This window comes from Wolbachia endosymbiont of Aedes albopictus, assembly GCF_024804185.1.
GTDB lineage: Bacteria > Pseudomonadota > Alphaproteobacteria > Rickettsiales > Anaplasmataceae > Wolbachia > Wolbachia pipientis_B.
This window is the reverse complement of the sequence record NZ_CP101657.1, coordinates 605,937-618,983: the sequence shown is the minus strand read 5'-3', so window position 1 is coordinate 618,983 and position 13,047 is coordinate 605,937. Positions and strand designations below refer to the sequence as shown.

The window sequence follows — 13,047 nt, the reverse complement described above, 5'->3', positions numbered from 1 at the left end:
TTAATATATACATCTTTCATAGTTGTATGTTTAAGTAAAAGAAAAATATTTTATCGATATTTCGCTTAAATTTCTGTTGATTAATTTTTTACTTATGTAAAATATAGCTCATTATATTATACATACTGTATGGTTGGTCTTTATCCCAGCAGAGATTTCTGGGAAAGCAGTTTAGAAATGCCTGTAGATCATTGGCTACTCAGCTTTCAAAATGAGGAAATGCGTAAAAATTGGCTTTATTCCCTCTCAGGTAGACAACTGAATGTTATCTTTCTTCACTGTTTTAAAGGTCAGCAAAATGAGCAATTATTTAAAGAACACGAGCTTTGGAAGTATGATGATATCTCAGTTCAACAAAAACGTAAAATGCTCATGGACTGTTCAGATTCTTTGTTCAACTATTATCTACTTAGTCATTTTAACCATTCTAAACTTGAATCTGCTGTTGTTGAAGTAGCAAAATCTGCTTTGAATGAAGAGTTGATCACACAGTTTTTATGTAAAAACAATAAACATGATAAAAAATCCTTGATCTTTGTTTTATTTCATAGTGACCCAGAATTAATCAAATGTGTTTACCACTTTGATAAAGTACAAAAGAAAGGATTTTCATCTTTTGCTTTACAGAATTCTCCAAGGCAGATGAAAATTCCATTTAAAAACTTTATATCAAAAGAAGTTATTCACCAATTACTACAAGAATACGATGCTGAAAAAGATGATGGCTTTGAAACTCAACTACAAGGTTTTTTCTACCATCAAAATCGTATATACGTGTTTATACGTCGTGCTAGCAATAAAGACTTACTCTTCAGTTCAAACCGCATTATCCATGGATATAGGCCAGATTGGATTATTCTGGATTTTGCACTACATGGTAATCAAGTAAATCTATGTGCTAAGAATTTTAGTGAAAGCCTAAAAATAGCAAATAGTATCGTAAGTCATTATTTTGAACGCGAATGCTTATTCATCAACATGCAAGACCAGAATTGTACACTTCTTGTTGCAACATTCTTGAAATCTTCCATAGAAGGTACTGATCCTAATATTTGTTTATTTGATGTAAAGTTTCGTTCAACTGAGCTCAAGAAAGATACGTACTTAGTTGTAGTCACCAATCCAGTTAACTCAATTGCTCGGGAATTACAAATGCTAAAACTAACAATCGAGCAAGATAATTCACTTGTTGAATCTATTCGTATTGTATTTCAAGAGAAGAAAGTGACTCTGTTCTTTAAAAGAAACCAGCATTATACTATTATTTATTACTCAGAGCACATACTCAATAAAAACGAGCGTGAAGATTTTAAATCATTAATGAAAGAAACCTATGGACTTACAATTCTCCCAAAAGCAAGCTGTTGCAGATATTCTGAGATCTCATGACTCCTGGATTGATCCTAGTAAAGCTTATTTAGAAACTGCGTTGTGGTTGTCTGGCTTTGGTTTTATTAAATTAAAAGAGGTTGATTTTGTTATTTGCTCTCGCGAAGAAGATCATCTAGATTGGCCTCACGTATTTTACCCAGATTGTAATAATGAAATTCCTATTAGTCCAGATTTTGATGAAGAGTGTGATGACATGCTTTGTGAAGATTGTTGTCGTTACATTTTACCAAATACTCATCAGAAACAACGATTTCACCTACTATCGACCAATCTTAACTTAGAAAAAATTGCAAATTGGTTTGAGGATTTATTAAACGACTCAAAATTAATCTGGCAAAAAGCAGCAGAAGGAGTTTACCACGTAAGTAGCCAAGGTAGCATCGTAAGCCTAATTATTCTCGACCTTTGCACTGATGCAGTACATTTCACCATAGATAAACTTAGAATTCAGCCCACTACCCTTATTACCGTAAGAGAAAATGTACCAAACTTGCCACTTGTTTTGCCTATCGTAAAAATGTCTGATCTTCTTTGTGAACATAAAACTTTACATGAAATAATTCTTGAAGCAGCTATACCAGAGTTAATTGCTAATGTTTCTACGCAAATCTTTCCCATTATTTCACTAAAGGAAGTTAAACCTAAATTACCAAAAAAGGTGCTACAACTAAAGTTTTCGCATGGTGTGGTTTACATCAATGACATCGAAGTAGTAAATAAACGAGCTACATTGTGCATTAGTATTTTTCGCGTTTTATTCAAACAATTTCTTGATGACTTTAAAAATGATCTACCGTTAGAGCAACATATACCACTGAGCATTGAAAAAATAGCAGACCGTTTAATTTTTCATTCAGAAATTACAGATTTAGAACAACAAATAAGATATCCACTGAATAAAATGCAAAGGGCAATAAAAGAAAATTTAGCCAACCAGTTAGGATTGAGCATCAAACGTGACGATATTATTCAAACTATTGGCTGGCCAGAATTAACTTGTAAAGAGTACGGTTATCGTCTCAATCCTTTTACTCTTGCATTGAAAAAGTAAATTTTCTACTTCTTTAGGACCTCTTGTTCACTTATTTCTTTTTCTAGATCAGCAAAAGGCTCTGTGTCGCTTCTTGCCTTTTACCAACAAACGTCAACTTTCTTTTTAAAAGTATCTACTCCTAAAATAGCATTTATTTGACCAACCTGTGGATACCAGCACCCATCAATCTTACTGATAAATTTTGTTGGTAAAGACTGGCCATTTTTTGATTCAAACATCAACTGACGAATATTTTCTTCTTCTATTGGCTTTAACATGAGTATACCGGAAGTATAAACATTTCTTAAACTGCTTGCACCACTTAAACTTTGGAAAGGATTTTCTTTAGGAAGCTTTTTATTAACATTGTGGGTTAAAATAACACCTGCATTTGGATTAATTGCAGAACGTACCCTTTCGACTTTTTCTTGCAAAAACGCGTACATAACATCATTGTCATTTTCATTTCTATAGTTAAAGACATTGCGTAAAGAGTCAATAACAATAACATCTACCTCTGCTGGGTTGAAAAATTGTTTCACGGTATTATAAACTTTACTCTCGTCAAGTAGTAAATTAGCATCAGACGTAATAGCAAAGTTATTTTCAACTAAATTCAAAAGTTTGTTGTCAATCTTAAGTTGTTGTAGTCTTTCACGCATATAATGGTAGCCAACATCAGTCTGTAGATAAAAGATTTTTAGAGGTTTTGCTGGTACCATATCAAAAAATGGAATACCTGCTGACATATTAGCAAGCCAAGAAATCAAAAAATCAGTTTTTCCCACTTTAGGAGTACCACCAAGTACTAATAATCCACCTGGTATTAAGATTCTTGGGGAAATTATATCTTTTGTTATTGGTGACTTATCGTTTAAATACTGCTTTACAGAAAAAGCTGAGATGTTTTCTTTAACTACTGGATTGGCTGATATTAACAGCTGGTTTATATCTATTTCTTCTACAATAGCATCAAGAGCACTCCATCCACTCTTTTTACCTTCTGGAATGTTTAGAATAGAGCACTTTAGGTTACTCAGCTTATTAGCTATTTTTTCAGCATACTGCTTACCTACTTCATTATTGTCTGGCCAAATGATGATCTGCTTTCCATTAAGAGGTGAAAAGTCTGTCTGATCAATTGAGTCAAACATCACTGTTGTTGCTGTGATACCATGATTTGTTAATTTTTCAGCACATTTTTCGCCTTTTACTATAACTACTCTGTCTGATTTTATGATTTCAGGAATGTTGAAAAGTGGCTTTGAATCACTACTGCGCGTTTTAGTATTCCAAGCATAATAACTGTTATCATTATAAAGATAGACATAAATAATGTCTTTGCCGTTTTCATCACGGTAAATGAATCTTTCAGCATTGAGCCATTTTGATATTAAGCCAATAACGTCAAAAAGTTTAGTTTTACCAGTAACAAATGCCCAAAGACTGATGATATCTCCACTTTTACCGGTAACTAGGCTAGACCAATTTCCTGCCTTCATGTCGACTACGATTTGGTCCTTTTGTAGATCAGCAATACAAAACTTCTTTTTATAAAATTTCCCATTAGGAAAAAAATGAGCAATGCATGCTTTAATGTTATGAAGTAGCAGTGATCTAATTCCTAAAACATCTTCAGGATCTTTCCACAAAAAGTTTTCTGTAATACTCCAAAAATCCATATATCCCCCATATTTATTTTTTTACTATTTTTTTACTTTTCAATTTTTTAATTCCAATTAACTGTTGCCTTCATAAAACTCGCGTAACTACCATATTCTGGAGTAATCACTGAGATGATCTTATTTTTTTCACCATATCCACTAGTTTCCGTGCCAATCTTAACTAAACATTCCAGGCCATTTAGTTCTGAAATGGATTTAATTTTACGGGCAAGATTTGCTTCTTCTCGATCATCATGAGGATAGATATTGCGAGCTGACTCCAAAATACTCCTAATCATCGAACGACCCATTTCTCCCCAGACATCTTCTCCATTTTCGTTGAGTTTACTCCCTTGAATACCAAAGATTTGATAGATCTTACGTTTTGAGTATGGTCCTTCTACCACAGTAAATTCGAGATTCAAGTAAATGCTGCCAGTATTTTTACTTTTCGTCAGTAAGCCATTTGGTTCATGACCTCCAGGACAAATTTTCACTAATACTTTTGCTATAGTACCAGCAGGTATTAAGCTACTTCTTGATTTTGCAGTATTAAAATCAGTTAAGAAATCTTCTAACATATAACTCTCCATTTTTAAATTAGCTAAAAGTCTATAAATTAAAACCTTAGCTGCTCCACAAGTTGCCAACTACCATTTATCTTATCGACAACCTTACTTGGCACACGTTCACCATTACGTAACTCAAATACTATTTGGCGGACAGTGCTTCCTTCATCTTGACTGAACATCACCATTCCAGTAGTGTAGAAACCCCTTAAAGACCCAGCACCGCTTAAACCCTGAAATGGATCTTCTTCCAGCATTTTCTTAGATAATTTTTTCGTATGATGGGTCAACACTATACCAGCATCTGGATTGATAACATTACGTAGCTTTTCGAGTGTTTTTTGTAAAAAGAACAGCATAGCACTATTATCATTTTCATTTCCATACTCACTGCTAAAGATGTTCCGCAATGGATCTATGGCTAAAATATCAGGTTTAAAGCGTTCTTTCACAATTTCTCTGATTTCACTTATTTCGTCATGGCTAAATGAGAGTTGTACTTTAGGAGTAATAATGAGATTACTTGCAGCTATAGCCAAAAGTTCTTTGTCGAATTTTAACTGTTGCAAACGCTCTTTCATGTAGTCATACTCAATCTCGGTCTGCATGTAAAAGATCTTCAGAGGTCTACTTGGAGTCATACCAAGAAACGAAACCCCTGCTGCCATGTGAATCAACCAGGAAATAAGAAAATCACTTTTGCCAATTTTAGGTGGGCCACCAAATACCAATAAACCCCTTTGCGTCAGGATTCTTGGTGAGATGATATCTTCCGGTATGGGTGATTGATCATCCAAGTATTCCTTCACGCTGAAAAAGGGGATTTTTTGAGTAATGGTTTGTAGCATATATAACCTCTAAAAGTTAACTTTGATTAGTAGCAGTAGCTTTTGCTTTAATTTTCGTGAGTAATTTTCCCAAATGCGGTTCTTCAACCATATTGAGGCATCCACTTCGATCTTTAGCCGGATATCCCCAAGAATTGATAGTATGGCAAACAAATGAACGTACCTCTGTGCCATCATCTTTCTTGATTCCAACCATGCTAATTACTTCATCAACAATTCCAGGGAGTTCACTGGCAGTTTTAGCCCCTTCACATTGAGGAAGCCAGGTTGGACGATTGAAATCATCAAGATACTGACCTAAAGTGCCAACTATGATGATGTCTTTATCCCGAATATGTTGAAACTGATTGAGCCAAGCCATCATCTCCTGAGCAAGTGTGCCGTAAGCAGCTCTCATGTCCTGTTTCCCTGATTTCTCAGAAAAAGCTTCAGGTTGCATCTTTGCCCAAAGTAGACATAAACGTGATGCAACGGTTATACTGTCGATAAAGATAGAGCGGTATTTAGAAATCTCCAAAAGAAGATCTTTGTACTTACCAGATACATGCTCATAGTGTCTTTGACTATATGCTTGATCAGATTTTAATGCAGGGTTTGGACCATCAATAAGGCAAGCTACATCCCGTGCTTCATTCCAGATACGAATACTGATAGAATCCCCTTTCCACTTCTGAACGGCTAAAAGTCCTGCTTCAAAATCAAGACAAAGTGTTGTTGACTCATCAAGAGTTTTAAGTAGACTGGTTTTGCCGATTCCATAAGGTCCAAAGATTACTATCTTCACACCTGTTACCATTTTTACTCTTTCTTCGCTGTTTATTATTTTTAAAGTCATATATCATGTCCCTCCTATAAGAGTTATACTAGAACTGTCACTTGTTGTTTGATTTGCTAAAAAAAATTTTTATGTGTCGTCTTATTCGTTGCAAAGTGTTATAGACTGTTGTGCGTGGTATTCCGTTTATTTCAGCTATTTCTGGAACACTGAAAATTTCCAGTTGTCTGCATAGTACTTGCCATTCTCGGGGTAGTGTTGAGATAACGTCGTTCACATCAATACGAGTTGTTATTTCAGTGATAAAACGACATCTATCATCGACCACTTCATGTAGCTCATCAGAATCAACATAGAATATACCTTGTCTGCCACCGCGTTTTTTGCAGAGTTGCTTATTGATTAAATTAATAGCTCGACACTTAATAAGTTGACATACAAAGGTAGAAAAAGAGCTTCTACTTTCGTCATATTTCTCAATAGCAGGCCAAATCATACAGAAAAGTTCTTGCTCAATATCTTCAAGACTTTCATGAACAAAGCACTTTAAGTTCTTTATACATTTTGCGTAATGTCTAACGTATTTAACAATTATGGGATCAATTCCCGAGTAAGAATTCTTTGATTTCATAACTTTTCTTGAATAATTAACTTCTTCAAGAATGGTTGTTTTCGGAAACTAATTGTAATTGCGGAGCAAAATTAAATAATTGCGATGCGATTTTTAACCCATTGATATTCTATCACTTTTTTTTGAGAATAATTGCGGTAGCATTTTAAATAATGACGATAGCCAAACAACAAGCAGCCATTACAGTATAACTCATATAAGAAACGTTTAAGGATTTTGGATTATGAATTTTGGCGTGAAAGCTTTAAGCAGTGAAAGATTAAAAGCAGAACTATTGTTGAACATAAGATCGTGTCTTTCGTATTTACTACCTAATGGCACTTTTTGCAGAAATGAGTTTCAAGTAGGCGATGTCTGGGGTAATAAAGGAAAAAGTTTAAGAGTAGAATTAAGTGGCAGTAAAGCCGGATTGTGGAATGACTTTGCGACAGGAGATGGTGGTGACATTATCGACCTTTGGGCGGCTGTGCATAGAAAAAACGCCAAAACAGAGTTTTCTGAAGTAATGGCTTCTATAAGTGAATGGCTTGGCAAACAACACACTAGAGAAAAAAAGAGTATCAAAGATCTAGAACAGTACATGACTTGTAGCTGGAATTATTACGATGAGAACAACCAAGTTATTGTTATAGTTTACCGATATGATCCACCTGAAGGAAAGAAAGAATATCGTCCTTTTGATGTTAAAGAACTGAGATTTAAAGAGCCAGATGTAAGGCCACTCTATAACATTCCAGGAATTTTAAAGTCTGATAAAGTTGTTCTGGTTGAAGGGGAAAAATGTGCTGAAGCGCTTATAGAACAAGGTATCACAGCTACAACAGCAATGTTCGGGTCGAATGCATCTCCTGATAAAACAGATTGGACACCGCTTAAAGGTAAACATATTGTCATTTGGCCAGATAATGATGAAGCAGGCAAACGATATGCTGAAAATGCTGCCAAAAAGCTGTCAGATCTTGGTGTTGCATCACTTACCACTCTTAAGATTCCACAAAATAAACCAAAAGGTTGGGATGCTGCAGATGGTGTGTTAGAAGGAATAAATGTTGAAGAGTTTTTGGCTTCAACCCCATGTATAAATTTACCTGCTACTAGTACTCCAACTACTGATATTCTAAAGACGAAGAGATTTGTTTCATTTCCTGCAAGACAATATTTGAGTGACAAATCACCAATGCCAGAGGATATAATCGCACCAAGAATTTTAACTCCAAGTGGACTTTTAGTTTTTGCTGGTGCACCTAAGGTAGGAAAAAGTGACTTTCTTATTTCTTGGCTTTTCCATATGGCATCTGGAGTTTCATTTCTTGATATGGTGCCTAAAAGGCCTTTAAGAATCTTCTATCTTCAGACTGAAATTGGTTACCATTATATGCGTGAACGAGTACAACAACTAAAACTTAGTGAGGAATTGATAGAGTTTGCTGCAGATAATTTGGTAATTACGCCACAAGTAAAGATGCTTTTAAACGACGATAGTATGGATGAGGTTGTTGCTGAAATAGAAAGGTCATTTGGTTCAAACACAGTTGATGTTATTGCTATTGATCCACTGCGTAATATTTTTGATGCTGGTGATAATGGTAGTGAAAATGATAATAATGCAATGCTCTTTTTCTTACAAGAGAGAGTTGAAAAGCTAAGGACATTAGTCAATCCAGATGCAGGAGTTATTCTAGTGCATCACACGAAAAAGATACAAAAGAAATCATTAGAAGAAGATCCATTTCAGAGTTTTAGCGGTGCAAGCAGCTTAAGGGGATTTTATACTACAGGAATAATTATGCACAGACCAGATGAACAACAAAGTAAACGCCAGCTAATCTTTGAGTTACGTAATGGCCATGCTATTGCATCAAAATACATTGATAAGATTAACAACAACTGGTACGTAGTTGATTATGAATCGCAAAGACTTGTGAATAAAGATTATGGCCAAAAGTTAGATGCAGAACGTTCGCGTAGGTATGATACTATTCTACAATTAATTTATGACAAAGCACGGAAGGGACGTCTATATACAATAAATTCGTTCTGTCAGGCATTTGAGAATAAAGCAGGTCTTGGTAGTCAGCATTCGATTCGTGAACGTATTGATACTTTAGCTACAAAAGGCTATGTAAAATTTAATAGAGAAGGTAAAAATGGAGCAAGAACTAGATATGGGGTGCTTTGTGTTGCAGGCATGGAAAAGAAAAGTACGGTATTTGATCATCAACTGAATAAAGAAGTGACAATTTATGAAAGGATTTTACCAACTGACTATAAATCACTGGAGAATGGTAGCATCTTACCAGTTGAAAATCCGAATACTTGGGTTAATCATAGCATCTGCAATTAATAAAGTTTTCATAGAAACTATGAGTTACTTCAGTCTTCGGATTTGCTCAGTCTGTCTTCAGAATTTGCTTAGTCTATGCAGACTGAATTTAGTGAAGGAAAAGAAATGCGAGATTTTCAATAATTTAGAGGGATTGTCGAATTTTACAGCCGCAGACTGAATAATAGGGAAAAAAGCCAGGATTATAGAGGGTTTTGTCCGATTTTCAGTTTCCAAAATAACTCCTATTATTATAAATAATAATATTAAGTAGTATGAATTAACACATACTACCTTTAGCTTTTAGCTTACTACAAAATCTCAATAGACAAAAATATGAAAAACCTACTATCGCTTTTGGACAGCCTGAAAAAAAGATGAAAGATAAATGCTTACAAAAGACAAAATGGATAGCGTTTTAAGAAGATTCTACAACTTCAGGGTACAATTATACTACCAAGGCCTAAGTTGCTCATGTAGGGTACTCGATTACGAGACATTTCTAAATTATTTTTTACCTCAAACTTTTATTTATTACAAAAAACCCTACAGTTAGTTTATCGTGTTTTTTTGTTGGTTGCAAAGAAAATTTTTCAAACCTAAAGAACAAATGGTTAGCAGACTTTTTGAAACGTTATTTTTGCAATAGCTAACTTATGTTACTTTCACCATAAGGATGGTCTTTAAAACGCTTTAGGAGGTCCTTACAACACTACTTGTAATTTAGATATATAAAATTCGTCTTTTTAAAATTAACGCGCGTAGACCCCTTAAAAACTCGAATAAAAGGCATTCCAAACAATTCTATTGTTACAAAACAAACTTACATGTAAGTTTAACGTCATTTTTATTCATTGTAAAGAAAAAATTTGTATGAAGGTCTTATTTAGAAAACTCACTTTGCAATAGCTTTACTTCTACCATAAGTTTAACAGGCTTCAGAAGGCTCTTACTCTCATCTTTTTTTTATGCTGATAAAACTCAAATAAACGCTGGTCTACTGAGTTTGGTCAGGTCTCCGTGGAATACTCAATAGCCTCTTGGTATCTGATAGCAAAAGAAAGAAGTGTAATCTGAGGTGGGCTTTTGGTGAATTGAGAAGTTAAGTTATTTTCAATTCTTTCAAACGACTTATTGTTTTTTCAAATCTAGCTCATATCAACTTTTTGGAAGAAATGACTTAAGATCAACTAAAACAAAAAAATTTTAGTGCAAATCAAATTTCTGACCTCATTTCTAGTATATATCTGTTAAGAGGTGGTTGAAAGAGCTACTATAACGTAGACAACCTCGACCCACATACTTCTTAGGGGTAGCACATGATTCTTGGATTTCCGTTGTTGGCCAATAAAAAAACTATAAACCGCTTTTTGATAGTACATTTTGACAGAACCAAACGATATTTAGGAATTAGTGCTACTTATAGTTTTAAATAATAGCAAATGCTAACACTCGACCTCGGCAAACAAACAGGCTGGGCTATTTTCACCGATGGAGTAATTCAAAGTGATAGTGAAAACTTTCATGGTAGCCGTTTCAGTGGAGGTGGCATGCATTTTTTGAGTTTTCGCAATTGGCTTAATTCCTTGGAGCATAAGTTCACTGCGGTTTATTTTGAAGAAGTAAGAAGACATCTTGGAACTGATGCTGCGCATTGTTATGGTGGTTTCTTTGCCGTTTTAGCTGCTTGGTGTGAGGGGGAAAAAATTCCTTACAAAGGTGTACCTGTGAAGACGATAAAACGTTTTATTACGGGCAAGGGTAATGCCAGCAAAAGTGAAGTTATTGAAGCTGTAAAGGGAAAAGGGTTTATTCCTCAAGATGATAATGAAGCCGATGCTTTGGCATTGATGTTTTGCGTTAATAATTTAGGTAAAGATTTTAATATGCTAGATAACACATAGGAAGTGGGTCCTTTCCGCCAGGCTGGCTGATTTGGGCGGGAAACCCCAGGCTCTCTCTAGCGTCAGACGTATTTTGATTATTAACTTTTTAACAAGAATCTCCACCTAGTAATTATATGAATTTAGCAATACACCACTATCCTATTGAAAATCTTGTCGAATATGAGCGTAACCCTCGTAAGAATGACGATGTAGTAAACAGAATGTGCGCTTCAATTCGGGAGTTTGGTTTTCGTATTCCGATAGTTGCAAAAAGCGATGGCACTGTAGTTGATGGTCATTTAAGACTTAAAGCAGCAAGAAAACTGGGTATGGAAAGTATTCCAGTGGTGCTAAGTGATAATTTAAGTGAAGCACAAACCAAGGCTTTTCGGTTACTAGCCAATCAATCAGCGAACTGGGCAAAGTGGGACGATGATCTTTTGAAGGTAGAAATTCAAGAATTAGAAGACTTACAGTTTGATCTTAAAATGACCGGATTTGAGCTGGAAAAAGTTCAACGTTTTCTCGACAACATTGATGGAAAAGAAGAAGTAGAAAGAGGAGAAAAAGAGGGGGTGGAATTGGTCGATAAAAAGTCAGTAGTGTCGAAACCAGGTGATCTATGGATTTTAGGTGGTCATCGAATCTACTGTGGTGATAGTTGTCTAGTTGAATCATTTAAAGCGGTATTAGACGATAAAATGGCAGATATTACCGTGTGTGACCCTCCGTATAACGTTGATTATGGTAGTAGTCAAGAGAGAGAAGACAAAAAAATACTAAACGATGATCAAGGTGAAAAATACGAACTTTTTCTGTATGACATTTGTTCCCACGTTTTAGCAAACACCAAAGGGGCAATTTACATCTGTGCATCATCATCTGAGCTTTCGACCTTGCAAAAAGTATTTGAAGAAGCAGGTGGTCGTTGGTCGACATTCATCATTTGGGCAAAGAATCATTTTACACTGGGGAGATCTGATTATCAAAGACAATACGAAACAATACTCTACGGTTGGAAAAACGGCAATAAACGTGAGTGGCATGGTGGTAGAAATCAAAGTGATCTCTGGTTTTATGATAAGCCAATACACAATACACTACACCCAACGATGAAGCCAGTAGAGCTAATGGAGAGAGCGATAGTAAACAGCAGTAGACCAGGAGACATAGTTCTTGATCCATTTAGCGGGTCTGGGAGTACGTTGATTGCATGTGAGAGGACAGGAAGAATCTGCAGAACAATAGAGCTAGATCCCAGGTTTGTAGATGTAACGATAAAACGTTGGCAGGTGTATACGGGGAGAGATGCTATTCTCGCTGATACTGGAAAGACTTTTGCACAAATTCAAGAATCAAGACAGTAAGGGGCGAAATAAGGAAAAAAAGAGGGGAAAGAAAGTTGGAAGAAGGGAAAATCACGCAGACGGAATGGGCAAGAGAGATAGGGGTTTCGAAGCAATATGTCTGTTATTTAGTAAAGAAAGGAATAGTTAAGCTGGAGGATGGTTTGATTGACCGAGAACAAGCAAATGAAGCGGTAGCAGCAATTAGAGATCCAAGTCAACCGCTAAGAAGAAAAAGCGGAGAAAGAGGAAACACCAGTGAGCTCTCTACCATGCTGCTAAAAACCCGGATAAAAAATGAAATGGAGCGTGGTAAACTGCTTGAGGCAAAGGCAAAAGCTGAAATTGGTGAACTTATCTCAGTAGAAGAAGTAAAGACAGAAGCATTTAATGTTGCAAGAGTGGTAAGAAATAATCTCCTCAATATCCCAGACAGAGTATCAGCATTACTGGCATCGATTAATGACACAGAAAAGATCCATGAGACATTAACTGAAGAAATCAGAACTGCGTTGGAGGAGTTAGTATTTCAATGATATTTAAAATTATTAAGGAATCGTTTTATCGCCTTAGTGAGCCT

11 protein-coding genes are annotated in these 13,047 nt (G+C 35.5%); 6 read left to right on the top strand and 5 right to left on the bottom strand.

Going from position 1 to position 13,047, the window contains the following annotated elements; genetic code table 11:
• The first annotated feature begins 177 nt into the window (after positions 1 to 177).
• Together NHG98_RS03165 and NHG98_RS03160 are read left to right on the top strand one after the other, a co-directional pair.
• Positions 178 to 1,389: a hypothetical protein gene (locus NHG98_RS03165; protein ID WP_259245259.1), complete on the top strand. Its 1,212-nt coding sequence runs from the start codon at positions 178 to 180 to the stop codon at positions 1,387 to 1,389.
• Positions 1,334 to 2,443 (top strand): hypothetical protein, encoded by a 1,110-nt coding sequence (locus tag NHG98_RS03160; protein WP_096617451.1) that lies wholly within the window; start codon positions 1,334 to 1,336, stop codon positions 2,441 to 2,443. Before NHG98_RS03165 ends, NHG98_RS03160 begins: the two co-directional genes overlap by 56 nt.
• A gap of 80 nt (positions 2,444 to 2,523) precedes the next feature.
• Here NHG98_RS03160 and NHG98_RS03155 read toward each other — a convergent pair whose 3' ends face one another.
• Genes NHG98_RS03155 through NHG98_RS03135 form a run of 5 tightly spaced genes read right to left on the bottom strand, consistent with a single transcriptional unit; the run spans position 2,524 to position 6,912 of the window.
• Positions 2,524 to 4,107: an AAA family ATPase gene (locus tag NHG98_RS03155; protein ID WP_096617449.1), complete on the bottom strand. Its 1,584-nt coding sequence runs from the start codon at positions 4,105 to 4,107 to the stop codon at positions 2,524 to 2,526.
• 47 nt (positions 4,108 to 4,154) lie between these two features.
• On the bottom strand, positions 4,155 to 4,670 hold the full coding sequence (locus tag NHG98_RS03150) for a hypothetical protein (protein WP_096617480.1): 516 nt from the start codon (positions 4,668 to 4,670) through the stop codon (positions 4,155 to 4,157).
• Between the two features lie 38 nt (positions 4,671 to 4,708).
• A complete protein-coding gene (locus NHG98_RS03145) occupies positions 4,709 to 5,506 on the bottom strand; it encodes an AAA family ATPase (protein ID WP_096617447.1) in 798 nt (265 codons plus the stop codon).
• A gap of 16 nt (positions 5,507 to 5,522) precedes the next feature.
• A complete protein-coding gene (locus NHG98_RS03140) occupies positions 5,523 to 6,341 on the bottom strand; it encodes an ATP-binding protein (protein WP_096617445.1) in 819 nt (272 codons plus the stop codon).
• A 37-nt stretch (positions 6,342 to 6,378) separates the two neighbouring features.
• The gene (locus NHG98_RS03135; protein WP_096617443.1) at positions 6,379 to 6,912 is read right to left on the bottom strand and encodes a sigma-70 family RNA polymerase sigma factor; all 534 of its coding nucleotides are present in this window, start codon (positions 6,910 to 6,912) and stop codon (positions 6,379 to 6,381) included.
• 223 nt (positions 6,913 to 7,135) lie between these two features.
• On the opposite strand from NHG98_RS03135, the gene NHG98_RS03130 reads away from it, so the two are divergent.
• The 4 genes from NHG98_RS03130 (at position 7,136) to NHG98_RS03115 (ending at position 13,003) form a co-directional block, all read left to right on the top strand.
• A complete protein-coding gene (locus NHG98_RS03130; protein ID WP_096617441.1) occupies positions 7,136 to 9,256 on the top strand; it encodes an AAA family ATPase in 2,121 nt (706 codons plus the stop codon).
• Positions 9,257 to 10,677: 1,421 nt separating this feature from the next.
• On the top strand, positions 10,678 to 11,139 hold the full coding sequence (locus NHG98_RS03125) for a crossover junction endodeoxyribonuclease RuvC (RefSeq protein ID WP_096617439.1): 462 nt from the start codon (positions 10,678 to 10,680) through the stop codon (positions 11,137 to 11,139).
• A 116-nt stretch (positions 11,140 to 11,255) separates the two neighbouring features.
• Complete coding sequence (locus NHG98_RS03120; RefSeq protein ID WP_096617437.1) at positions 11,256 to 12,488, top strand: DNA modification methylase; 1,233 nt, start codon at positions 11,256 to 11,258, stop codon at positions 12,486 to 12,488.
• Between the two features lie 35 nt (positions 12,489 to 12,523).
• Positions 12,524 to 13,003, top strand: coding sequence for a hypothetical protein (locus tag NHG98_RS03115; RefSeq protein ID WP_096617435.1), 480 nt, complete (start codon positions 12,524 to 12,526; stop codon positions 13,001 to 13,003).
• Positions 13,004 to 13,047: the final 44 nt, after the last annotated feature.